Genomic DNA, 21,727 nt, shown 5'->3' on the forward strand with positions numbered 1-21,727 from the left:
ACCCTTTTCCCGAACGATGCACTTGGACCACATGACGCCACGTGTGCTTCTTCGGGCTAAAGGTCTGGCCCGATCCTTGGCTGCGACGACAGGTTGGACCAAGGTGCAACCATCCATCCCATTCACCGCTCACAGTATGAGATACCGCGCTTCGAATTGTACTTACAGAAGTTATCAGGTTGTAGCAAAAGTTTACATAAACCTAGGTTTATGAAGAACAGGAACTCTTATTGGGTTTTGGGCAATCCCGGGCTCCAGGCCGCTGGTGGCTTCAGTCAACCTATTCCACTTCCTTCATGCGTAGAGCGCTGACCGTTCCCAACGCGCCCATTAACCCGAGCAGAATAATGACAGCGGTGGCGGAAATGAGTGACGCGAGCGCACTTAGCCCGCCGGTAACCAGGAGAAGGACGCCAATGACAGTATTGCTCACGGCCGTGTAGTCCGTGCGTTTGTTGCCGCCTGCCATATCCACAAGGTAGGTTTTGCGCCCCAGGCGTACACCAGCGTGGGCAATACCGAGAATGAAGAACGCCACTGGATAAAACCAGGCGCTTTGCAGGTTGCCCCCGTAATACAGGTTGAGCCCGCCGACACCCAGGCAGACGCCGCTGGCGATAGCGGCGCCCCGGATCATTACCTGGCGGCTGGATTTATCAGCCATCCAGCCCCAGACCGATGCGCTGACGGAGCTGGCCAGGCTGCTTGCCAGCAGGAAACCGCCAAGAAGCCAACCGCTCTCGCCTTGCTGCTGAGCCAGGAGTACAAAATAGGGCGAGGCGAGGGCAGAGCAGAGAAGCAGTGCGCGGGTAATGACGAAGTGCCGGAAGGGTGGGTCGTCCCGCAACAAGGACAGGCTACGGAACGCTTCCTGCAAGGCATGGCCCCCGCCGCCGGTTTCCCCGGGTTCCTCTTCGATACCGCTAAACAGGACGGCGGCAATGAGCCAGAGCACCGCCGCCAGGCCGAGCAGGGTCACGTAGAAACCGGTCGAAGGATCCCCCTGGTTCCAGAACAGCAGGAAAGTGAGGGCGACGGTCGCGCTGCCACCCAGGGTCGTTGCCAGCCCGGACAGACGACCGCGACGCGTTTTGGGAACGGTTTTGCCCTGGATATCCTTCATGGCGACCGAGCAGAAGCCGCGGGCGAGAGAGAAAACGACCAGCGCACCGATGACTCCAAGGCCTGCCGCATTGCCCTCAAGGAACCATACGCTCGCGGCCATGGCGGCAACGCTCGCGGCCTGTCCGAGGCTGCCACCTATCCAGAACCACTTGCGTACGGGTTTCTGCCGGACCCAAGCGCCGATGACCATCTGCGGAATCAGCGACCCCGATTCACGGATCGGCACCAGCCAGGCGACGAGACCGGGTGCTCCCACGGCGCCCAGTAGCCATGCCAGCACCGTCTTGGGGCTGATCAACAGGTCGCCCAGCTTGGTGAGTACCAGGCTGCCGAGAATCAGGAAGAAGTTGCGTGGAACCTCCTTGCAGGCGTCGTCGGATATGTCCTTGCAGGTCCGGGCGTCCTCCTCATTGGCAATGAGGCTGTAGAGCTGTTCTGCCGTATCGCGCTGGTTAGCCAAAGACACACTCCTTTGCAATCCAAAAAACGGGATATTAACAGCCGCAATCCATCACCGACAGGCGATGTGTCGCGTCAATGGATGAAAGCAGGTTACGTCAGCACGGCGCATGCAGATTAACAGGAGCGTGTTGGTTTGGATTCGGCTGGAGTAGAGCTAGGCGAAGAGTGTCAGGTGGTTATCCCAGCGCAGATCCAGGTGGGTCAGCAATTCAGGACGTTCGCGGTCCGGATGAATCAGTTGAACCGAACCGTTGCCCGAGGACACCACGAAGCCGCCCCCTGCGAGGGGGAGTGCGCCGGCTACGTCCGGCACATCGAGGCTGCGGACGTAACGGCTCTTCCGGTAATCGATGATGACGACACGATTACCACGGGGCGCGGTGATCGCGGCATAGGCCGTTTCGGGGTGTACGGCGATGCTCGCGGTGTAATTGCGCAGCCGGGACTGATCGTCTTCCGGAAGGGCAATTTCGCTGAACTTGCCGGTGTGGCCGTCCAGTCGCGCTATCAGGGGCGGCGTCTCCCATTCGGGGCCCTGGTACTGGTAGCCAGCGATAACGGTGCCATCGGGGGCGATGTCGAGGTGGCGGCAGCTCAATTGGTGATGTGAGGGCGTGAAACGTTGATGGATGCGGCCGTCCCGGCGATCCATCAGCACGAGTGCCGTTTCCATGGTGTCCAGGTTGAGCTTGATGCGGTCGTAGTCAGGATGGGTCTTGATGCCGCCTAATGCGATGACCAGTGTTTCGCCGTCCGGGTGCAGGCGCAATTCGTGGGGACCGATGCCGTCCAGCGCATAATCGGCGATGTGCCGATAATTTTCGTCGGCATCGTAGACACGTATCACGCCTTCTCCAGAGGGAAAATGGTTCAGCGTGACATAGAGGTAGCGACTGTCACGGCTGAAGACACCGTGACCGTAGAAGTGGAATCCCTCGCGCGCTTCGATCCGTGCGACTTCCTCGCCGCGCCGGGTGTCGACGATATAGAAATGCCGTCCTGGCCGGCGGGCAAACAACAGGGCATGTTCGATACCCGGGCGCTGGCACCCGCCGTGGCAGCGGTCGTCGACGGGAATCTGGAATCGGGGGCGGCCCGCCAGGTCGATGCCGGCGATGAAGTGATTGCCGGCGGCATCGTCCACCGCGCTGAGCACGAGGGGCTGGCGCCCCGCACCCGTCGCCAGGGCCAGTCGCGCGCCAAATCCGGCCAGGGACAGACCGGCGAGCGTGGCCTGGAGAAAACGGCGTCGAGTCATCATTGACGGAGCCTCAATCACCATCACTGGAATTGAAGCCGCGCCGGATTCCGAGCGCCGGAGCGATACGATTCTCCAGCACCTGTTCGAGCTGCGTGACTTCGATGAACAGTGACTGCAATCCGCGGTACTTCGCATCGTCTTCCAGTGAGGGTGCGAGCGCATCGGGCAGCGCATCGAGTTCCTCTAGTGTGCTCTCGAACTGCTTGTCGAGCTTTTCGGCGAGTTCCTGATGTCCCTGCTGGGTCAACAGCCTGTCCAGCCCCGGTCGCAGGTACCGATCCATGCCCTGTATGCTGGCGCGAATCGCTGCCAGTGAATAGCCGCTGCGCCAGGCGTCGCCAAGATAGGGGTTGCGCTTGGGCGTGCCCCGTAACCCCATGGGGTCGGCCAGGCGCCGGTCCAGAAGGATCTCCAGACCGTTCAGCCCCGCCTCGACGGTGCGGGCAGTGTAGCTATCGGTTTCCAGGAAATGGGAAGAGAATCGTTGCCAGTCTGCGGAAAGACTACCCGTTGTTGCCGCGAGGTGACCAGCGATGGCGGTTAGCAGGGCACATGTCCTCTCTGCCGGCAAGGCGTCGTCCGCTTGGTTCATACGCGTATCGAACAGGAGGTACTCCATCGCTGGAAAGCCTTGTAGTGCGACGCCGGCTTCTGCGACCTGCTGCTCGTCGGCGGTATTCTGGTCGAGGGCGAAGCCTACCTTGCGGGCCACAAGGTTCTTGGTGTCGGGCCAGAACTGGATTTGCCAGGCACGGCTGTTCTGCTCGATGGGCCCGAAGTCGACGAACCGGACACGTTGCCACTGGAGGAAGGCGGATTTCCAGGCGTTCTCGACGTGGGCGCGGTTCTCCGGACTGGGCGCTTCACAGTAGGTTTGGGTCGTCTGGTGTAGGTCGATCACGTGTTCGGCGAGGGTCTCGTAGCCGGCGGCGATGTCTGTCTGCCATTGTGCGCGGGGCGACTCGGCGGCCTGCAGTAGGGGCGCGATAACGATAGCCAAGGCTGGAATCAGGTGTCGTAAGCCGGGCATCGGCATCTCCTATCAGAATGATTTGAGGAACTACAGCGATTCAAGGAACTGCAGCAGGGCGTCGCGTTTGTCCTGCGCCAGCGATCGATACTGGTCGGCTGCGTTCTGGGCTTCGCCGCCGTGCCAGAGGATGGCTTCCTCCGGCGTACGGGCCCGGCCGTCGTGAAGGAAACCGGCACGAGGGTTGACCGTTTGCGCCAATCCCAGACCCCACAGGGGGGGTGTACGCCACTCCGTGCCGTCGGCCTCGAACTCCCGGCGGTTGTCAGCGAGTCCGGGTCCCATGTCGTGTAGTAGCAAGTCCGTATAGGGCCAGATTGTTTGCTGGCTCAGGTCCGGCCGGTCAACCACGGTTCCGGTTACTTGGCGGGGCGTGTGGCAACCTGCGCAGCCGATACCGTTGAACAGCCGTCCGCCTTGCTGTACCTCGGGGTTCTCCATGTTGCGGCGCATCGGTACGGCGAGGCTTCTGGCATAGAAGTCGATGAACCGGGCAATCTTGTCGCTTACCTCAGGGGTACCGCCATCGGGAAAGCCGTCGCACCCTTGTTCTGGCGTGCAGTCGGTCGCGGCCACCAAAGTGGACGTTAGCCCCATGTCGCCGGAAAACGCACCCATACTCTGTTGCAGGACGCTGGGCTCGCCAGCCTTCCAGCCAAAGCGCCCCAGCACGGTTTTCCCGGCGGCCTTGTCCCAGACTCGATTGGCACGTCCGGAGAGCCCGTCGCCGTCGTTATCTTCCGCATCGGCCCGGGCGAGAATGGTTTCTTCAGGAATAGCTGCAATCAGTCCGAGACCGATCATGGGTGGTGCGACACGCGGCGACACCAGCAGGTCCTGAGGCAGGGGGCCATAGTTTGCGTTGTCGATATGATAGACCGGGCGCTCAAGCGCAACCCTCGTGCCGTCTGGCAATACCTGTTCGACGGACTCCCAGGTCAGCCGTAGATCGGCTTCTGGCTTATGGCCGGAAATAGCTGCAGTCTGTAGCTGGCTGCCGTAGACCGGCGCGGGCTTGAAACCATGGGTTTTTAGCAGTTCGGCATCGCCTACCGGGTCGGCAGGCACCGACAGGCGCAGGAAAAGCGATACGGATGGTTCGTCGATGGTTGGCGGATGCCCACGACCATCCTTGATGTGGCAGCCCTGGCAGGAGTTCGTGTTAAACAGCGGGCCCAGGCCGTCCCGTGCGTCGGTGCTCGAGGGCGCTTCCACCCAGGGATTCCGGAAGAAGCTGTTGCCCACGCTGAAGTCCAGCCGCTTGGTCATCGACAGGTTGGCTTGCGGCAGCGAATAGGCGTTGCGGTCGAATTGTTCCACCGAACCTTCGCCGCCTGTCATCGGTGTGTCCTGGACGGGCGGGTCAGTAGCTGCTCCGGTAGCGGTGCCGGCCAGTGCTGCGAGAAGCGCCGGGGCTAACCGGCGCCAGGATATCTTGAACACGTTACTGTTGCTCTTCAACGGCATGGAGCCCGGTTAGGTATCAGCCGGACTCTCTGGTTTAAGCGGAACCTATGCTATCTGGGGCCGGTCGGGGCCCCATAGCTTAAACGAACAGACCGCGCTTTAGAATGTGTGGCCCGCGTCGTCCGGCTGCAGCGATGCGACACCCAGAATATTGGATGCCTTCTCGATGGAGCCCGTCTGCGCCACGAGCGCCGAGATGGCATCGTTGATCATCGCCGCACCTTCCTCGTTTCCCGGGGCGATCATCATGTCAAAGGTCATGGCATTACTGGACGCCTCGGCGCGGTCTTTCATGCTCTGTAACGCCTTTACCGAACTGTTTAAATCGGAGCGTAGGCGCTTGTCCAGTTCCGGATCGGTTGCGGCGACCAGGTCGGACAAGGACGGACCGGTTATCGTGCTACCGTCCACGCGCGTATAGCTGCCCGTATAGACGTTACGGATGCCAATGGCGTTGTAGTAGTGGGAGTTGTGGGTGTTGTCGCTGAAGCAGTCGTGTTCGTCTTCATAGGAATTGGCCTCCAGCGCGACCTTCATGCGTTCGCCAGCCAGTTCACCCAGGGATAGCGAGCCCATGCCGAACAGCATTTTCTGGATTGCTGCTTGTGGTTCCATGGCCAGCAGTTCAGCGCGGTAGTTATCGCTGCTGCCTGGCGCCCACTGGGAAGCCATCCATTCCAGGTCGGACACCAGCAGATCGGTCACTGCGTCTAGATAGGCGGCCCGGCGCTCGCAGTTGCCGTGGGTGCAGTCACTATCCGTGGCGTAGTCGGTCACCGGGCGCTCGCCGTTGCCAGACTCGAAACCATGACGATCCTGGCCCCAGAGTAGGAATTCGATCGCGTGATAGCCGGTAGCCACGTTGGCCTCGGAACCGCCGATTTCATTCAGCTCGGCCAGCAGTTCCGGTGTCAGAACGGCGACGTCGACGGATTCTCCACCCACGTTGACCGTTTCGCTGGCGATAATATTGACGGTGGCGCCTTCGTTACCCAGTTCGTACTGGTAGTCGTTGATTTCCACGTAGTCGATCAGGCCTTCATCCAGCGGCCATGCGTTCAGCTGGCCTTCCCAGTCGTCGACGATGGCGTTGCCGAAGCGGAAGACTTCGCTCTGCTGGTAGGGCACCCGTGCCTCGAGCCAGGCAGCCTTGGCCGTCGCGAGGTTGTCTGCGGTCGGGTTGGCGATGAGTGCGTCGGTGGCTTTATCCAGGGCGCGCGCCGTTTTAAGGGCGTCGTGGTAGGTGGCGTAGGCAACGTCTGTATACTGTTCGACCACATTGGCCGGTGTCGCCGGTTCTTCATTCATCGCTGATTCGCCGGACAACGTTCCGCATGCGGTGATCACAGCCGGTGTCGTGATCGCAAAGGTCAAGGCTTTGAGTGGAAAGCGGGCCCCCATGGAAATGCTCCCTGTCAATACGAGGTTGTTGAATAATTTTAATGACACTCATTTGTATTTGCGATTATAAAGGCGCGTTAATGTTTTGCAATGAAATCGATGGCCACATGTCGAAGTAGAGTTGCTGGATGCCACCGCTTGCGGCTTAATGAGCCACTGCCATTTTCGGGAAATCTGTTGCGTTATGCTGAGTTACCTCCACGCCTTCCACGCCGGCAATTTCGCTGACGTCCACAAGCATCTCGGGCTTTTCGTTGCGCTGAAGCTGATGCAGCGGAAACCTACCCCAATTGCCTGTTTTGATACCCATGGCGGAAGTGCGCTTTACGACCTTGCTGGCGACAAGGCCCGCAAGACCGGGGAAGCGTATGCGGGCGTACAGCGCGTTTGGCAACGGCGAGCAACGTTGGAGCATGAGCTCTGGCCAGAGGTCTGGGGGCTGATCGGCGGTGACCCGAACGAAGCAGCGTTACGTTACTACCCGGGATCGCCTGCCTGGCTGGAGGGTTTGCGACGGGAGCAGGACAGCGTAACCGCTTTCGAGCTGCATTCGAATGAAAGCTCGCGGCTGCAGCAGTGGGCGGCATCGACGTCGGTCGGCGTGATTGCAGCCGACGGCTTCAGGGGATTGCTATCGGCCCTGCCGCCGCGGGAGCCGCGCCTGTTCACGTTGATCGATCCGCCTTACGAGATCAAGGATGACTACGCCAGGACGGCCGATACGTTGATCCGCGCCTGGAAGCGCTGTCGCCACGGCGTCTATCTTGTATGGTATCCGGTGCTGCCTGAGGCCCAGTTCGAACGGATGATCGAGCAGGTCCAGGGCAGTCCGATGACCAAGGTTTTGCGCAGTCAATACTTGCTGGACCAACCACCGGAGCGGGGTATGGCGGGTTCCGGACTATTGCTGGTAAATCCGCCGTGGGGCTGGGCCGATGCCATCCAGTCGATGCTGGGCGAGATCCATGCCAGCGGGGCGATTGCCGCGCGCCATCAGCTTGACTGGGTAGTGCCTGAGTGATGGCCCGTTGGGTTAAAGGTAGGGCAGGGCCGGAGGGCCGGACAAGTTTATTTCGTTAGTAAAAATAGTAAAAGGAGTCGCTATTCATGTCATCGATCCACCCCTCTCGTGCCAGCCTGGAAGCCCTGGTTCGGCATTTCTCTCCAGATGAGCCCGTAGTGATGCTGAACCTGTTGCGTTTCCGCGAACAGGCGGTCTATTCGGACGATGAGAACGAAACCGCCTGCACCGGTCGTGAGGCTTATGCGCGCTACAGTAAGCAGGCTTTGCCGCACTTGGAGAAAGTAGGCGCAAAGGCTGAATGGGTGGGCGAAGCCATGACGACGGTCATCGGGCCTGACGAGGAAGGGTGGCATGATGTTTTGCTGGTACGGTACCCGTCGGCGGAAGCGTTCCTCGCCATGGTCGGCGATCCCGAATATCAGGCAGTCGTCCACCACCGGACAGCGGCGCTGGCCGATTCGCGCCTGATTGCCACGCGGCCGAAGAAATTCTGATGTCGCCGGCCCTGACGCCAAACCAGGCGCCGACCCCAGGACATGTGTTTTGTCACGAAACCAAGTGCTGAAGCTGGATCCCCGTCTTGACTGAAAGTACATACAGTGAGTCTGAAAGGAGAGTGTTCGTCCCCCTGGACCAATGGAGTCTGCCCACGACATCCGTGCATCGCACCTTGCGGGACGCGATAAGCAGCTTTCTCGAGCGTGCCCGGCAGACGGCCTGGCTGGCGGAATCGGATGAGGAGGGAGGCGATGCGCTACGCCCGCTGTCCCGCCGCCAGTTGTCCCGATGGGCGCCGCCAGCGGATTGGCAGTCTGGGCTGGTGGGTATGACCGATGCCCTCGATAACTGGTGGGAGCGGTGGGGCACGGTCCAGACTGTGGCATTCCTGGTTGCGCCACCCTTTTCCGGTATTGGAGAGTCCCTTGAGCAGCTGTGTAGGGAACGGGGCTGGCGCCTGATAGAACCACCGGATGATCGGGCTATTCACCGTACGGATGCCGTTAGCTGGTGGTCCCAGTTCGATGGCGAGACAACCTGGGTGCTGCCTGAATTGGGTCATTGCTGGTTGCGAACACCGGCCGGGCTCACATTGGTGCGACGCCTACTCGGCGCCATTGCGGCGGGCGAGTTGGGACAGGGTGTCATCGGCTGTTCCAGTTGGACCTGGCAGTTCTGGCGTCACTTGATGCCGGAGTTGCGCTTTTCGGTTATGACCCCTCAAGCCTACGATCATGTTCGCTTGGGACGCTGGCTTGGTGATCTTGCCCAAGAACCCTCGTCACATTTTCGTCTTACCACCAATGGCAGTTGGGTGGTCCCGCCGAAGGCTGCCGGCGAGCAGCAAAACCACAAGACCAGCGCCTTCCTCCGGGACCTGGCCGCCTGGTCGAGAGGCATCCCTGAAGTGGCCTGGTCGACATGGCGCCAGGCTTTACGGGCTCAGCCGGAGGCTGAAGTGGTCGAAGGTACGGCAGGTACGACGCCGGTACGACATGAGTCTACCTGCTGGGTAGTGCCCTGGGATCAGCTCACCTTACCGTCCCTCCCCCCCGGTGAATCGCGTCCATTGGCTTTCGTGTTACATGCGTTGCTGATGCACCAGGGGCTCGACGAAGAACACCTGCGCCAAACCACCGGCCTCGATCTGGACGATATCCATATTTCACTGCACTCCCTGCGCCGGGCCGAACTGGTCGAACCGCACCCGCGGGGCTGGTTCGTGACGGCCCGGGGCTACCCGGCCATAAGGCGCTACCTGCAGACGGAAGGCTTTGCCGTGGACGGTTTCTAGATGTTTTCTCGGGAGAAAAGATAATGGGAGATCTCGGGCTGAAGGACGCACTACAGGCAATCACCTCGACGGCGGTGATCGAGGCGATTGTGCTGGTGTTGGCATGCTGGGGGCTGATCCTACTTATTCAATGGGTCGTGCCACGCGTAGCAGGGCGGTTCTCCGGCAAGTCGCGGCTTTATATCCTGGCAGTGGCGCCCTTGCTGCGGCTGGTGATTATCATCGGCGCCATTATCCTTGTCGTGCCGGTACTGGTGGAGCCCACGTTCGAAAACCTCATTGCCATATTCGGTGCCCTGGCGCTGGCTTTGGGCTTTGCTTTCAAGGACTACGCCAACAGCCTGATCGCGGGCATCGTTACCCTCTATGAAATGCCCTACCGCCCGGGCGACTGGATCGAAGTGGATGGACAATACGGTGAGGTGCGCTCCATCGGCACGCGTGCAGCGACCATCGTGACCCCGGACGACAATGCGGTCGTGATTCCGCATGGGAAGCTCTGGGACAACCTGATCGCCAACGGAAATGGTGGTACCAGCAATCTTATGTGTGTGGTGGAGTTCTACCTGGAACCCGAACACGATGCCGCCGAAGTCAGAGCCTGCCTGCGGGACGTGGCCTACACCAGTCCATGGACCAAGACCTATCAGCCTGTCGTCGTTGTTCTATCCGAGAAGCCCTGGGGCACCTGCTACCGGGTCAAGGCCTATCCGGTAGAACCTCGCGATCAGTTCCAGTTCATCTCCGACTTGACGGTGCGTGGCAAGGCGGCCCTGCGCCAGTTGAATGTCCGTCAGGTTACGGCGCCGGTCAGCGTCAACTGAATCCCAATCCAGGAGTATCTATGAAGGCGAATGTCTCCCTGCCCATCACCCTGCTGATCGCATCGGCACTCTCCGGTTGCGCCATTAATGGTAGCCAGCCCGGGGATCAGCCGTTACCCCTGAATCCGGGCACCTACGTATCGAGCGACGAGCGCCAGGTGTGGGTGTTCTGGGAAAATGGAATGTTCGAGCGGTCAGCGATCGGCGGAGAAGAAACTGAAAGCGGGGAACCTGGAAGCGCAAACGATGCCGCGCCGCAGCCGCAGTTTGACTGGGGCCAGTGGCATGACCTTAACGGCATGGGCGTCGCTATCGCACGCGGGGGGCAGGCATCTCGTTATTTTCTGGACGTGGCGTCCGACGATACGGCAACGCTTAAGGGCTCAAGCGTTACCGGTCCGGTGAACCTGGTTCGTGAAGACGATGTGGAACCTCTCGAGACGCCGCGTCCCATGGCCATCTGTTTTATGACGCAGGCCGATGCGCCGCTGGCTTACGAGCCGCTCACCCGCCGCAACTACCCGGTACAGATGGCAGAGGCCTACCCTCAGTTGGAAGCCGCTTATCTCGAGTCTGGTCTCCAGCCGCCTCAACGATTGCCAATCCAGGTGAGTGGACACTGGGTGCTGGACGATGCGCCGGATGGTGTCGGTGACGTGCTTTTCCTGCGGGCCGCGAACCTCGAGGCGCTGGGAAAAGCCGGCGCAGGGATTTGTCCCCAGGTCGCGTTACAAGGGACATACTGGGTCCTGCGCAAGCTGGGAAACGAGCACATTGAGACAGACAGGGGCAAACGTGCAATCCATGTTACCTTCGGCGCGGACGGTAAGGTCTCCGGTCTGGCGGGTTGTAACCGTTTCAGTGGGCCCTTCACTCGCAGCAAGGACGACTTGCAGTTGGGGCCGTTGGCCGCAACACGCATGATGTGTCCGGAACGGGCGGAAACCGAGAACGCGTTCTTTGTCGCGTTGGAACGGACCGAACGTTTTGCTATCGAGGGCGAAACGCTGTTGTTGATGACGGACGACGGCAAGATATTGGCCGAATTCGAGGCCGGGGATCTGCAATAGCGTTTCGTTTAGATGGCTGGGGTTTTGCGCTGCCTCCAGGTGGAGGTGGAACGAAAAAAGGCGTGACCGAAGCCACGCCTTTCATGCAGTAAAACGGAGGGATTACTGCTGCTCAGAGCCCGAGCCAGAACCTGAATCAGACCCGGAACCGCCTTCTTTCTCTTTAACCATGGAGGTTACGGTGTCCAGCAGCTTCTGACCGTTCTCGCCAGCCTGCTCGACGTAGGTGTCGCGAACACCCATGCTGGCTTCGCGGAAGGCCTGGCGCTCCTCGTCGCTCAGCGTAATTACTTCGGTGTCGCTGTTATTCTTGATTTTCTCCAGACGCTCCTGGTTGAACTGCGCCTGCTTCTCGTAGATGAAGTCGACCATCTCGTCACGTGTTTCGTCTACCCACTGACGCTGATCATCCGGCAGGTTCGCGTACCACTCGTCGTTAGCAATAACGGTGGCGATAAACTGCGCGTGCTTGGCAATGATCATATAGTCCTGAACTTCATAGAAGCTCATTTCTTCGATGGCGAAGATCGGGTTCACCTGACCTTCGATCTGCTTCAGCTGCAGACCGCTGTAGACTTCGGAGTAGGGCATCGGCGTCGGGTTGGCGCCATAAGCCTCGTACGACTGGGTCAGGATCGGGGAGGTCATCGTGCGAATCTTGAAGTCGTTAAAGTCCGCCGGAGTACGCAGCGGCTTGTTGGCGGTCCAGACCATCCAGCCTTCGGGCACGATGCTCAGCAACTGGAGGTTCTGCTCCGCATACCGCGGTGCCAGGATGTCGTGTACCTCTGAACTGGACAGGACTTCCTTGTTCACATCGTTGTCGTCAGAAAGCACGAAATGCAGGGTGAAGATACCCACTTCCGGAATCACTGACGCAAGGTGCCCTGGAGAAGCGAACGCCAGCTCAACTGCTTTTTGCTGGACCAGTTCGGTCAGCTGGGATGACGTACCCAGGGACCCGTAGGGATAGACCTCGATCTTGATCTGACCGTTGGATTTCTCTTCGATGCGCTTCTTGAATTCCTGCGCATAGGCGTCCTGGACACTGCCTTCGATTTCTTCCAGTGCAAAGCGCCAGGTCACCGTTTCGCCGCTCTTTTCTGCGGTTTCGGAGGACGAGCCTGAAGATTCCTGTTGTTGGGTGTTGGCATCCTGATTCGCGCTGTCGTCGCCTGAATCCGAGCATCCGACCAGAACGAATGTCATCAGAAGGGTCAGGCTTCCCAGCCAGCGGATGAGTGTTCTCATGTGCTTTTCTCCTTTGAGTTCTAACCAACTTCTCTAAGATAACATACTATCAAATAGACATATTTCTTGAAGTTTGCCATCCATTACAACGTATACTGTATTTATCTGAAAAGAAAATGGAGCGAAACCATGGCATCATCCACGGGCGCATCCGATGGCCCAAATAAGGGACAGGGACAGGGAAAGAAAAAGAAAGGTGGGCCCTTTCACATGCTTGATACCGGCCTCAACGTTGTTGAGCAGGGTATTCTCATCGTCGGCATACTGGTGATGGCGGCAACCAGTATCATCGGCGTCTTCGCCAGGAACATGGGGCACAGCCTGTCATTCGTCGACGAGCTGGCTCAGTTACTCGTGGTGATCGTGACTTTCGTGGGGGTTGGTCACGGCGTCCGAAACGCCCGCCATATCCGGGTTTCCGCGCTCCATGACATGCTTCCGGACAAAGGGCAGAAAATATTGCTGACCTTCGTCAGCTTTTTCTCATGCGCGTTGTTGGCCCTGCTGGCCTACTATTCCATCGAATACATCCAGAACCTCCAGAAGTCTGGTCGGGTAATGCCCTCCATGCAGTTGCCCTTATGGATTCCCTATCTCATCGTACCTGTCGGTCTGATCGTCGGTTCGGCGCAGTTCTTCCTTGCAGGCGTACGCAACATCATTAGCAAGGGCGCCTGGCTGTCATGGCATAACCGGGACGAGTACGAGGATGAACTGGCCGCCGAGGCGGGCATCTCCACTGAAGAGCAGGCGTATTACGAAAGCGAGAGTGCGCCGAAGGAAGCCGGTGGAAAGGAGAAGTCCAATGGATAAGGTCATGGAGTTTCTCGGCCTGGCTGGCATGAGCACATTCAGCATGGCGATCGTGGTGGCGGTGGTCATGATCGTATTCCTGCTCCTGGGCTTTCCGATGATGGTCCCGCTGCTGATCGGTGCCATTGTGTTATTGTTTTCCCAGTTTCCCTTCCTCGAAGGCACGGTACTGATCCAGCAGATGATCGGCGGCATCTCCCAGAGCGTTCTGGTGGCGGTGCCGATGTTTATCCTGGCCGCGGATATCATGATCAAGGGTCATACCGCGGATCGGCTACTCGATTTGGTTTCCAAGTTCGTCGGCCACTTGCGCGGCGGACTGCCCATGACCACTGCGATGTCCTGTACGCTTTTCGGTGCCGTCTCCGGCTCCACGCAGGCCACTGTAGTGGCCATGGGCCAGCCGCTGCGGCCAAAACTGATCGAGGCGGGCTATACCGACAAGTTCGCGATGGCCCTGATCATCAACGCCAGCGACATCGCGCTCCTGATTCCACCCTCTATCGGCATGATCATCTATGGTGTGGTTTCCGGCACCTCAGTCGGTGACTTGTTCATCGCGGGCATCGGCCCCGGGCTAATGATTCTGGTGCTGTTTTCGGTCTACTGTTATTTCAAGTCGGTGCGGCTCAAGATCCCGACTGCAGAAAAGGCGAGTTGGTCCGAACGCTGGGTGGCACTGAAGAAGGCGCTGCTACCTATGGGCTTTCCGGTGATCATCATCGGCGGGATCTATTCGGGGACCTTCAGTCCCACGGAGGCAGCGTCCATGTCCGTGGCATACGCGCTATTGCTGGAGGTGGTGATCTTCCGACAGGTTAAGATCAGTGACCTGCCTTCCGTTGCGCTTTCGACCGGACTGATCACCGCGGTGGTGTTTATCCTCGTGGCGGCGGGTACTGCCTTCTCCTGGGTTATCTCATTCGCCAAGATCCCTGATTTGCTCCTCGGGGATGTGGTCGCCAACGCGGCGGATAGCCCGTATTTCATTCTCGGGTTGATCGCGGTGTCGTACTTCATCGGCTGTATGTTCGTGGATCCCATCGTGGTGATCCTGATTCTTACACCCATCTTTGCGCCGGCTGTTGAAGCGGCAGGAATCGATCCGGTTCTGGTGGGCACCCTGGTGACACTGCAGGCAGCAATTGGTTCGGCGACACCACCTTTTGGCTGTGACATCTTTACAGCGGTGGCGATATTCAGGCGCCCCTATCTGGAAGTCATTGCCGGCACGCCTCCCTTTATAGTGCTATTGCTGTTGTCGACAGTGCTATTGATCATGTTCCCGCAGATTGCGTTGTTCCTGCCCGGGTTAATGCAGTAGGGCACCAGCCAAAAACAACCACCCATAAAAAAACCCGCTCCTCGGAGCGGGTTTTTTCGTTCTTGCGCTTTATTACATCAGCGCGTCGACCCGGTTACGCACTTGCGGTTCGCTATTGTAAGCGGTAGCAATGGCGTTGTAGGTCGGAATGTCGAGGCCCTTCTCCTGGATGGCATTGACCATCTTATCGTTCGCCTCCATCTGGAGCTGTTGGGCCTTGTTCTTATCGTCGGTCTTCTCAATCTGTGGAATATATTGCTCGCGAATGTCGCTGATATCTTCCTGGACATTCACGAATTTCTTCAACTGTGCGTCTGTGTAGTCGGTCTTCTGGGTGCCGGTGGCTGCCGGGTTCTGGTAGCCCTGGTTTTGGGTGGATTCAGCCATGGCGGGGCCTGCAGCCAGCAGCGCCATGGAAACCGCAGCGGATGTGATTAAAGTCTTCATAGATGTCTCCTCAATTTCCCAGGGAGTTTCCGTTTTCTCGGGGAGTCGCGAAAAGACGCGCTTGAGCAAGCGGGTACCTACCCAATAGCTCCCCCGGATGGCGCCAGTCCTAGAGCGACAACCCATCCAAATCAGACACTGCTCACCTTGCCATGTGTGTTTTTTGGTTCAAGTTAAGGATTACCCATGCTTTGGCCACACTTGGCACCGCTGAAAAGCCGCTGTCAGGCCCTTCTTCACCGCCTGTTCCTACAGGACGCTCGGGCTTTTCGTGACCGCTGATCGCTGGCGGGAGAAAGGCATCTTGGTTATTCTGCGGCGTTCGCTGGGACCAGGTGCCTGTTCATGTTGTATGTGCACCGCGACGGGGAGAATCATGAAGAATCAAAAGCAGGCCTTGATGTTTGGGGCGGGCACCGTGCTGCTTTGGTCGACGGTGGCGACTGCCTTCAAGCTCTCCTTGCGGGACCTCACGCCGTTGCAGCTGATGCTGATCGCCTGTGCCACCTCGGTTGCCGTGATGGCAGGGGTGCTGGTAGCGCAGAAGCGTTTGCCGATGCTGTTCGAGCTGACCCGGCGTCAATACCTGGTTTCGGTGGTCATGGGGTTGCTGAATCCGTTGCTCTACTACCTCGTGTTGTTCGAGGCGTTTGACCGACTACCCGCCCAAGAGGCACAGCCCTTGAACTACACCTGGGCGCTGACCCTGGCGTACCTGTCGGTGCCGTTGCTTGGGCAGCGTCTGAGCCGGGCGGATATCGTCGCCGGGCTGATCTGCTACAGCGGGGTTGTGGTTATCGCCACCCATGGCGATGTGCTGGCTCTGGAGTTCTCGGATCCCATAGGCGTCTTTATGGCCCTGGCCAGCACCGTCGTCTGGGCGGTCTACTGGATTGCCACCGCCCGGGACACCCGGGATCCTTTGGTTGGCCTGTTTCTCAACTTCCTTTTCAGCCTGCCGTTCATTGTGGTGATCTGTATGGTCGTTGATGGGTTGCCTACCGGATCCAATACCGCCTTGATGGCATCTGTCTATATTGGCGTCTTCGAGATGGGCATCGCCTTCGTGCTGTGGATGTTCGCCATGAAGAAGGCGGAAAATACCTCCCAGGTGAGTAACCTGATTTTCATCTCGCCTTTCCTTTCCCTGATCTTCATTCACTTCATTCTCGGCGAGGAGATCCTGGAGTCCACCTACGTCGGGCTGGTGCTGATCGTGGTCGGGCTATGGTGGCAGCAGCGTGGACGCAAGCGGGACCTGGCCGCAGAAGCCGTATGACGCCCTGGTTTCTCTACCTGATCCGGACCCGCTCCGGTACACTCTATACGGGCATCACGACGGATGTTCAGCGCCGCTTTTCCGAACACCAGTCCGGCGGACCCAGGGCAGCCCGGAGCTTGCGAGGCAAGGGGCCGCTGGAGCTGGCCTATGCCGCGAAGGTTGGCGACCGAACCCGTGCCGCCCAGCTCGAGTATGCCCTCAAGCGCTGGCCGCGCACCCGAAAGGAAAGACTGGTGGCGGGCAAGATTCACCTGGACGATATCGAACCCTAGGGAGCCCCTGAATAACGCCGGATCACCTCTGGCCCTCAGAGCGGTTCACAGGTAAGGCTCCCTAGGTCTTGCTCAGTAATCCGATCAATTGACGGGTAACGGCGTTGGGCAGCCATTTGCTGCCGGTCACCAGGGACTTGAACTGCAGGCCGACCGGATTGTGGACGTCGTCGACGGTATGTGCTTTCCAGACCGCCTCGGCAATATCCTCCGCTTCCAGGTTGACGCCCAGGCGGTCGATGATAGGCGCCTGGAAGGTCTGGCTCGATACCATCTTCGTCTTTACGAAGGGCGGCATGATGTCCTGGACGGTGATGTCGTGTTGCCGCCACTCCAGGTTCAGCGCCTCGGTGAAGCCACGGACCGCGAACTTGGATGCCGAATAACTGGCGAAGTGGGGGATCCCGTAGAGCGCCGAGGCCGAACTCATGTTGATGACCCGGGCACCGGGCGTTGTTCGAAGCAAGGGAAAGGCCTGCTGGGTTATCTCCATCAACGCCAATACGTTGACCTCCATGATACGGCGGTGCTCCGCTGCGGGGATGTCCTCGTAATGGCCAACACGCAGGATGCCGGCGCAATTGAACAGCAGGTCGAGCCGCCCGTTGACGAAGGTGCCGAAGTCACTGAGGGCCGAGGCAACGGCAGTCGGGTCGGTCACGTCCAACGCACGGTGCCAGTGGCGGCTACCCAGTTCGGTGTTGAGGGTCTCCACCGCTTCGCCGTCGATGTCGATCAGGCCCAGGGTCCAGCCCTCGCGGGAAAAGCGGCGCGCCGTGGCGGCGCCGATGCCGGCGCCAGCGCCGGTAACCAGCATGGTTTTGCGGGCGTTTTTCCTCTTTTTTGATTCAGTGTATGCGTATGCCATAGGACGAGCTCGTTTTTGGTACGTATTTTTCAGGACGCCTGCTGACCTGTCCTGTTGGTCTAGGGGGACGCTGAAGCTACCAGGTCAGGACAACGCATTGACATGAAGGGCGAGGTGCTCGGTGATCTGCCGAATCGCTTCATTGGCTGCCTCCAGGGGGCCTGCATGAATCTGGAAGACGTGCCATAGGTCGGTGTACTCCTCCAGTCTGGCGTGGACGCCGACCTGTCGCGCTTTCTCCGATAGACGGCGGGCGTCGTTCAACAGGATTTCCTGGGTGCCCACCTGGACCAGCATCGGCGGCAGCCCCGTCAGATCGCCGAAGAGGGGCGAGATCAGTGGTTCGTCAAGTGACAGGCCGCTGCTGTATTCTTCGGCTGCTTTCATGATCCAGCCGAGCTGGAGTACCGGTTCAATCTCTGGGGTATGCATTTTGCGGTGTGTCAGGTCCAGCCAGGGCGAGAGCATGATCAAGGCGCCAGGTAACGGCACTTTCTCCTGCTTGAGTTTCAGCGCGAGGGCCAACGTCAGCCCGCCGCCCGCGGAATCGCCGGCGATGCTGATGCGATCTGCCCGGTAGCCCAATGCCAATAAGTGGTGGTACATGCATAGGGCATCTTCCAGGGCGGCGGGGAAGGGGTGCTCCGGTGCGAGACGATAGTCTGGGACGAAAACCGTGGTCCCCGACACTTTGGCAATGTGGCCGGTTAGGCCCCGATGGGTGTCCGACGAACCTATGATATAGGCCCCGCCGTGGAGATAGAGCATAGCCGTGCCGTTGGGCTTGCCATGGGTAACCCGCACATAGGGAATGTTGCTGATCCTCGAACGCGAGAACTCGCAATGTCTCGGAGGCGGCGACAGGCGATAGGCCTGGCGGATCAATTTGCGCTGCAGTCCAACCGGCATGCCGGGCCTGAGCAGCGGCTTGACCGTGGTTTGCAGGGTAAATCTCAGAACGTTCTGTAAAGCGGTCTGCAGCATTGAGGGAGCTCCATCGACGTGCGCCTATGATTGCCGATCGGGCATCGCATTGATGTGGCCTTGGCTCGGTGGATTGTCATCTATTTCGGTCAATACGGCATCATTGCATCCGGCCACGTTGTGATAATGTAGTCGCACTGGAAGATTCAGAGAAGAGCGCGCGCAGGTAGGCCGTCGTTGTTCAGGTGATTAATCGCCACGGGAATGATCGTGCCGCGAGCCTGGGCAGATGACAGAGACGTAATAACGTCTCCAAAACCCCTTTCGTAGAATGTCCGCAAACGGCGAATCACTGTGTATTGGAAAACCGACAATCTGGATATGCCCGAGTGGGAACGGGCCAGCCTGATTTCCCTGTTGCCTGACTTCGCCATTGGTGAAGTTCGTGGTGCTGCCCAGGGCGGGCAGACCCAGCTCCAGGACGAGGTTGCCGCCTACTGCCGTTTCTACGGACTGGATCTCTGGGTCGAGCACCCGGATGTGCAGTACACCGTCGGTAACCTACAGGCTGGGGCTCACCGGGTGGCCATTCACTACTACCGTCTGCCCCAGGCCCGCGGAACCGTGTTTATCCTGCATGGCTATTTCGACCACGTCGGTCTCTACAGCCAACTGATTGACCGCTGCCTGGCTGCAGGCTTCGATGTGCTCGCCTACGACCAGCCCGGACATGGGCTATCCAGCGGTACGCCAGCTGCGATCGGTAGTTTTCTGGAGTATCAGCAGGTACTGACGGACGTTATGAAAGCCGCCCGTGGTAAGGCTCCGGGACCCTGGTTTGCGGTCGGCCAGAGCACGGGCGGCGGGGTGTTGATCGACTACCTGCTGAACAATGTACCCGAAGGCAAGTCAGAGTTTCGTCACGTGGTGCTTTTGGCGCCCTTGGTGCGGCCGGCGGGCTGGATTGGCGCCAAACTTCTGCACAGCGTGATGCGCCCCTTTATTTCGCGCTGGCGTCGGATGTTTTCGGAGAACAGCGGTAATTCCCGCTTTCTCCGCTTCCTGCGTGAGCATGATCCGCTCCAGGCCCGCGCCGTACATGTGGACTGGGTCTCGGCATTGCGTCAGTGGGTGCCGCGTATCGAGGCCGCAACGCCAGTAGAGTTCGCCGTCACGGTTATCCAGGGTGAAAAAGACCTGACAGTAGACTGGCAGCACAACCTGAGAATTATCAGGAACAAGTTTTCAGCGGTTACCGAGCGGCGGTTACCCAACGGTCGTCATCACCTCGTCAACGAGGCGACTGACCTCCAGGCCACCGTGTTCAACGTGACCATCAATGCTTTCGTTGAACGCAGCGAAGAAACGGCCGAGGCCAGAAGAGCCGCCGGCGCGTGATTGATGTAGAAGTAGCTAGGGAGTGAAGTGGAATGAAAAAAACAATCATGGCGGTCGTGGTTGCAGGTACCACGCTGAGTGGCTGCATGACCTACGATCCGTATTCCGGTGAAGAAAAGGTATCGAACGCGACTAAAGGTAGTGTGATTGGTGCAGTCACTGGTGCCGCGATCGGTGCGGCGACGTCCAGCAAGAGTGACCGCGGCAAGGGCGCGCTGATTGGCGCAGCCGCCGGAGGTGCAGCCGGGGGTGGCATCGGCTATTACATGGACCGCCAGGAATCCGAGCTGCGCCATAAGCTCGAAGGTACGGGTGTCCGGGTCAAGCGTAACGGCAACCAGATTGAACTGATCATGCCGGGCAACGTCACGTTCGACGTCGATCAATCATCGATCCGCTCGTCCTTCACGGGTGTCCTTGAATCCGTCGCACTCGTGCTCAATGAGTACGACGAGACCATGATTCAGATCGACGGCTTTACCGACAGTACCGGTTCCGAATCCTACAACCAGATGCTGAGCGAGCGCCGGGCGTCCTCCGTGCGTGATTTTCTACTCAATCAGGGTATCTCGCCGTCACGCACTCGCGCCACAGGCTATGGCGAGCAGTATCCTGTAGCGTCCAACGACAGCGCCGCAGGGCGCGAGCAAAACCGCCGCGTGGAACTGACGCTGGTGCCGATGCAGGGCTGAACCTGCAAGGTGTGAAAAAGTGCGAAGCGTTAAAAAGGCGTGGTCCCTCGGGACCACGCCTTTCTATCATCTTCGACAAGATGGAATTGCGCTATTTTTTGATGGGCCAGCTCGCTATTTCCTTTCCTCAGACTTGCCGTTACCTGAACTTTGCCCGGCTTCGGCCTGCTCGCGGGCCTTCCTGATATTGTCCTGTCTCTGCTGGATTTCCCGTGCGAACTCTTCCTCAATCCGTTGTCGGGTTTGGGGATCCTGGGCCTCAGCCATTTTCTCGTGGGACTGGTTGCGCAAACGCTCTATCTCCCGGTTCCATTCCTCGGTCTGGGAGTCCAGTTCGTGGGTTGGCCAGTCTGTCGGCGATGTTCTGTTCCCTGCCATGAGTCACCTCCATTTTCGTAAATCAAATAAAAGGGGGCCTAATTGAATGCCGGATACCAGCGTCAGGTATTGAGCAGAGTAGATAGGCGCGCCGCCAGATGCAGCGCCCGAATCATCCATCGTACAGATCACTGATTGGACGCCTGACTCCGGTCTTCCTCATCTTCATTGCTGGAGAGGAAGTCGTCGACCTTCCCTTTCAGGGAATCGACCTTGTCTTCACCGGCTTCGCGTAGCTCATCCATCCGGCTACGAGCCTGGTCCATGCGATCTTCCACACCCTGGATGCGCTTGGCGAACTTCTCGCGGACTTCGGCTTCGGCCTTCTCGTCTTCGGCACGGGCCTGCTCTTCCTCGGATTCGGCCCGCAGGCGCTCAACCTGTTTGCTCCAATGGTCTCGTCGGGTTTCGAGTTTCTTCAGGAGTGAGTCTTTCAGGGACATAGTCTTCTCCTTTTGACTGTCGTGATGTGGAACCATTCGTGGTTATAACGACCCGTGACTTGAACGACTCGTGAAAGTGGACTGCTGCGTTATCTGTGATATGTGTTCAGCGTCGTGACGGCCATAACCTGTTTTAACCAAGGTTTCGTGAGATTTCCCTTCGCCTCACTAGTTAGATT

Annotated in this window: 22 protein-coding genes; 11 read left to right on the forward strand and 11 right to left on the reverse strand. The window is 58.9% G+C overall.

Translation table 11 applies throughout. From position 1 onward, the window contains the following. Positions 1-280: 280 nt before the first annotated feature. The 5 genes from RE428_RS07555 to RE428_RS07575 all read right to left on the reverse strand — a co-directional run bounded on the left by RE428_RS07555 (position 281) and on the right by RE428_RS07575 (position 6,746). A complete protein-coding gene (locus RE428_RS07555) occupies positions 281-1,585 on the reverse strand; it encodes an MFS transporter (protein WP_004581383.1) in 1,305 nt (434 codons plus the stop codon). 156 nt (positions 1,586-1,741) lie between these two features. Further along, positions 1,742-2,848 carry a DUF1513 domain-containing protein gene (locus RE428_RS07560; protein WP_004581384.1) on the reverse strand — a complete coding sequence of 369 codons (1,107 nt, stop codon included), beginning with the start codon at positions 2,846-2,848 and terminating at the stop codon, positions 1,742-1,744. Positions 2,849-2,858: 10 nt separating this feature from the next. Continuing rightward, positions 2,859-3,878 carry an imelysin family protein gene (locus tag RE428_RS07565; RefSeq protein ID WP_004581385.1) on the reverse strand — a complete coding sequence of 340 codons (1,020 nt, stop codon included), beginning with the start codon at positions 3,876-3,878 and terminating at the stop codon, positions 2,859-2,861. Between the two features lie 30 nt (positions 3,879-3,908). Beyond that, positions 3,909-5,321, reverse strand: a complete 1,413-nt coding sequence (locus tag RE428_RS07570; protein ID WP_227500218.1) for a di-heme oxidoreductase family protein — start codon at positions 5,319-5,321, stop codon at positions 3,909-3,911. A 123-nt stretch (positions 5,322-5,444) separates the two neighbouring features. Beyond that, a complete protein-coding gene (locus RE428_RS07575) occupies positions 5,445-6,746 on the reverse strand; it encodes an imelysin family protein (RefSeq protein ID WP_004581387.1) in 1,302 nt (433 codons plus the stop codon). 184 nt (positions 6,747-6,930) lie between these two features. Here RE428_RS07575 and RE428_RS07580 point away from each other — a divergent pair, with 184 nt between their 5' ends. The 5 genes from RE428_RS07580 (at position 6,931) to RE428_RS07600 (ending at position 11,456) form a co-directional block, all read left to right on the forward strand. Beyond that, positions 6,931-7,767: a 23S rRNA (adenine(2030)-N(6))-methyltransferase RlmJ gene (locus tag RE428_RS07580; protein WP_004581388.1), complete on the forward strand. Its 837-nt coding sequence runs from the start codon at positions 6,931-6,933 to the stop codon at positions 7,765-7,767. 86 nt (positions 7,768-7,853) lie between these two features. Further along, positions 7,854-8,264, forward strand: a complete 411-nt coding sequence (locus tag RE428_RS07585) for a DUF1330 domain-containing protein (RefSeq protein ID WP_004581389.1) — start codon at positions 7,854-7,856, stop codon at positions 8,262-8,264. A gap of 86 nt (positions 8,265-8,350) precedes the next feature. Next, a complete protein-coding gene (locus tag RE428_RS07590; RefSeq protein ID WP_154660754.1) occupies positions 8,351-9,562 on the forward strand; it encodes a hypothetical protein in 1,212 nt (403 codons plus the stop codon). 23 nt (positions 9,563-9,585) lie between these two features. After that, positions 9,586-10,386 (forward strand): mechanosensitive ion channel family protein, encoded by an 801-nt coding sequence (locus tag RE428_RS07595; RefSeq protein WP_004581391.1) that lies wholly within the window; start codon positions 9,586-9,588, stop codon positions 10,384-10,386. A gap of 20 nt (positions 10,387-10,406) precedes the next feature. Then, the gene (locus RE428_RS07600; protein ID WP_004581392.1) at positions 10,407-11,456 is read left to right on the forward strand and encodes an META domain-containing protein; all 1,050 of its coding nucleotides are present in this window, start codon (positions 10,407-10,409) and stop codon (positions 11,454-11,456) included. A gap of 102 nt (positions 11,457-11,558) precedes the next feature. Here the strand turns inward: RE428_RS07600 and RE428_RS07605 are convergent, their stop codons facing one another. Beyond that, a complete protein-coding gene (locus tag RE428_RS07605; RefSeq protein WP_004581393.1) occupies positions 11,559-12,707 on the reverse strand; it encodes a TRAP transporter substrate-binding protein in 1,149 nt (382 codons plus the stop codon). Positions 12,708-12,917: 210 nt separating this feature from the next. Between RE428_RS07605 and RE428_RS07610 the strand changes: the two genes are divergently transcribed. Together RE428_RS07610 and RE428_RS07615 are read left to right on the forward strand one after the other, a co-directional pair. Beyond that, the gene (locus RE428_RS07610; protein WP_004581394.1) at positions 12,918-13,520 is read left to right on the forward strand and encodes a TRAP transporter small permease; all 603 of its coding nucleotides are present in this window, start codon (positions 12,918-12,920) and stop codon (positions 13,518-13,520) included. Between the two features lie 43 nt (positions 13,521-13,563). After that, positions 13,564-14,844 carry a TRAP transporter large permease gene (locus tag RE428_RS07615; RefSeq protein WP_004581395.1) on the forward strand — a complete coding sequence of 427 codons (1,281 nt, stop codon included), beginning with the start codon at positions 13,564-13,566 and terminating at the stop codon, positions 14,842-14,844. A gap of 72 nt (positions 14,845-14,916) precedes the next feature. Here the strand turns inward: RE428_RS07615 and RE428_RS07620 are convergent, their stop codons facing one another. Then, positions 14,917-15,291 (reverse strand): DUF4168 domain-containing protein, encoded by a 375-nt coding sequence (locus RE428_RS07620; protein ID WP_004581396.1) that lies wholly within the window; start codon positions 15,289-15,291, stop codon positions 14,917-14,919. Positions 15,292-15,667: 376 nt separating this feature from the next. On the opposite strand from RE428_RS07620, the gene RE428_RS07625 reads away from it, so the two are divergent. Both RE428_RS07625 and RE428_RS07630 read left to right on the forward strand, forming a co-directional pair. Beyond that, positions 15,668-16,570 (forward strand): DMT family transporter, encoded by a 903-nt coding sequence (locus tag RE428_RS07625; protein WP_004581397.1) that lies wholly within the window; start codon positions 15,668-15,670, stop codon positions 16,568-16,570. After that, positions 16,567-16,845 carry a GIY-YIG nuclease family protein gene (locus RE428_RS07630; RefSeq protein ID WP_004581398.1) on the forward strand — a complete coding sequence of 93 codons (279 nt, stop codon included), beginning with the start codon at positions 16,567-16,569 and terminating at the stop codon, positions 16,843-16,845. Before RE428_RS07625 ends, RE428_RS07630 begins: the two co-directional genes overlap by 4 nt. A gap of 61 nt (positions 16,846-16,906) precedes the next feature. Here the strand turns inward: RE428_RS07630 and RE428_RS07635 are convergent, their stop codons facing one another. Together RE428_RS07635 and RE428_RS07640 are read right to left on the reverse strand one after the other, a co-directional pair. After that, a complete protein-coding gene (locus tag RE428_RS07635; protein ID WP_115840245.1) occupies positions 16,907-17,713 on the reverse strand; it encodes an SDR family oxidoreductase in 807 nt (268 codons plus the stop codon). An 84-nt stretch (positions 17,714-17,797) separates the two neighbouring features. After that, positions 17,798-18,697 (reverse strand): alpha/beta hydrolase, encoded by a 900-nt coding sequence (locus RE428_RS07640; RefSeq protein ID WP_004581400.1) that lies wholly within the window; start codon positions 18,695-18,697, stop codon positions 17,798-17,800. A gap of 294 nt (positions 18,698-18,991) precedes the next feature. Between RE428_RS07640 and RE428_RS07645 the strand changes: the two genes are divergently transcribed. Next, entirely contained in the window at positions 18,992-20,035 is a 1,044-nt protein-coding gene (locus RE428_RS07645) for an alpha/beta hydrolase (RefSeq protein WP_004581401.1), read from the forward strand. 32 nt (positions 20,036-20,067) lie between these two features. Then, complete coding sequence (locus RE428_RS07650; RefSeq protein WP_004581402.1) at positions 20,068-20,727, forward strand: YiaD family glycine zipper/OmpA-like lipoprotein; 660 nt, start codon at positions 20,068-20,070, stop codon at positions 20,725-20,727. Positions 20,728-20,841: 114 nt separating this feature from the next. Here RE428_RS07650 and RE428_RS07655 read toward each other — a convergent pair whose 3' ends face one another. Both RE428_RS07655 and RE428_RS07660 read right to left on the reverse strand, forming a co-directional pair. After that, positions 20,842-21,105 carry a hypothetical protein gene (locus RE428_RS07655; RefSeq protein WP_004581403.1) on the reverse strand — a complete coding sequence of 88 codons (264 nt, stop codon included), beginning with the start codon at positions 21,103-21,105 and terminating at the stop codon, positions 20,842-20,844. Positions 21,106-21,233: 128 nt separating this feature from the next. Next, positions 21,234-21,548 (reverse strand): hypothetical protein, encoded by a 315-nt coding sequence (locus RE428_RS07660; protein ID WP_004581404.1) that lies wholly within the window; start codon positions 21,546-21,548, stop codon positions 21,234-21,236. Positions 21,549-21,727 lie beyond the last annotated feature (179 nt).

Origin of the sequence: Marinobacter nanhaiticus D15-8W, from assembly GCF_036511935.1 — a bacterium.
GTDB lineage: Bacteria > Pseudomonadota > Gammaproteobacteria > Pseudomonadales > Oleiphilaceae > Marinobacter_A > Marinobacter_A nanhaiticus.

Excerpts from the sequence above, each read along its gene's own strand:
- RE428_RS07560 (WP_004581384.1), bottom strand. The coding sequence starts at position 2,848 with ATGATGACTCGACGCCGTTTTCTCCAGGCCACGCTCGCCGGTCTGTCC.
- RE428_RS07565 (WP_004581385.1), bottom strand. The coding sequence starts at position 3,878 with ATGCCCGGCTTACGACACCTGATTCCAGCCTTGGCTATCGTTATCGCG.
- RE428_RS07575 (WP_004581387.1), bottom strand. The coding sequence starts at position 6,746 with ATGGGGGCCCGCTTTCCACTCAAAGCCTTGACCTTTGCGATCACGACA.
- RE428_RS07580 (WP_004581388.1), top strand. The coding sequence starts at position 6,931 with ATGCTGAGTTACCTCCACGCCTTCCACGCCGGCAATTTCGCTGACGTC.
- RE428_RS07585 (WP_004581389.1), top strand. The coding sequence starts at position 7,854 with ATGTCATCGATCCACCCCTCTCGTGCCAGCCTGGAAGCCCTGGTTCGG.
- RE428_RS07595 (WP_004581391.1), top strand. The coding sequence starts at position 9,586 with ATGGGAGATCTCGGGCTGAAGGACGCACTACAGGCAATCACCTCGACG.
- RE428_RS07600 (WP_004581392.1), top strand. The coding sequence starts at position 10,407 with ATGAAGGCGAATGTCTCCCTGCCCATCACCCTGCTGATCGCATCGGCA.
- RE428_RS07605 (WP_004581393.1), bottom strand. The coding sequence starts at position 12,707 with ATGAGAACACTCATCCGCTGGCTGGGAAGCCTGACCCTTCTGATGACA.
- RE428_RS07610 (WP_004581394.1), top strand. The coding sequence starts at position 12,918 with ATGCTTGATACCGGCCTCAACGTTGTTGAGCAGGGTATTCTCATCGTC.
- RE428_RS07615 (WP_004581395.1), top strand. The coding sequence starts at position 13,564 with ATGGCGATCGTGGTGGCGGTGGTCATGATCGTATTCCTGCTCCTGGGC.
- RE428_RS07620 (WP_004581396.1), bottom strand. The coding sequence starts at position 15,291 with ATGAAGACTTTAATCACATCCGCTGCGGTTTCCATGGCGCTGCTGGCT.
- RE428_RS07625 (WP_004581397.1), top strand. The coding sequence starts at position 15,668 with ATGAAGAATCAAAAGCAGGCCTTGATGTTTGGGGCGGGCACCGTGCTG.
- RE428_RS07630 (WP_004581398.1), top strand. The coding sequence starts at position 16,567 with ATGACGCCCTGGTTTCTCTACCTGATCCGGACCCGCTCCGGTACACTC.
- RE428_RS07635 (WP_115840245.1), bottom strand. The coding sequence starts at position 17,713 with ATGGCATACGCATACACTGAATCAAAAAAGAGGAAAAACGCCCGCAAA.
- RE428_RS07640 (WP_004581400.1), bottom strand. The coding sequence starts at position 18,697 with ATGCTGCAGACCGCTTTACAGAACGTTCTGAGATTTACCCTGCAAACC.
- RE428_RS07650 (WP_004581402.1), top strand. The coding sequence starts at position 20,068 with ATGAAAAAAACAATCATGGCGGTCGTGGTTGCAGGTACCACGCTGAGT.
- RE428_RS07655 (WP_004581403.1), bottom strand. The coding sequence starts at position 21,105 with ATGGCAGGGAACAGAACATCGCCGACAGACTGGCCAACCCACGAACTG.
- RE428_RS07660 (WP_004581404.1), bottom strand. The coding sequence starts at position 21,548 with ATGTCCCTGAAAGACTCACTCCTGAAGAAACTCGAAACCCGACGAGAC.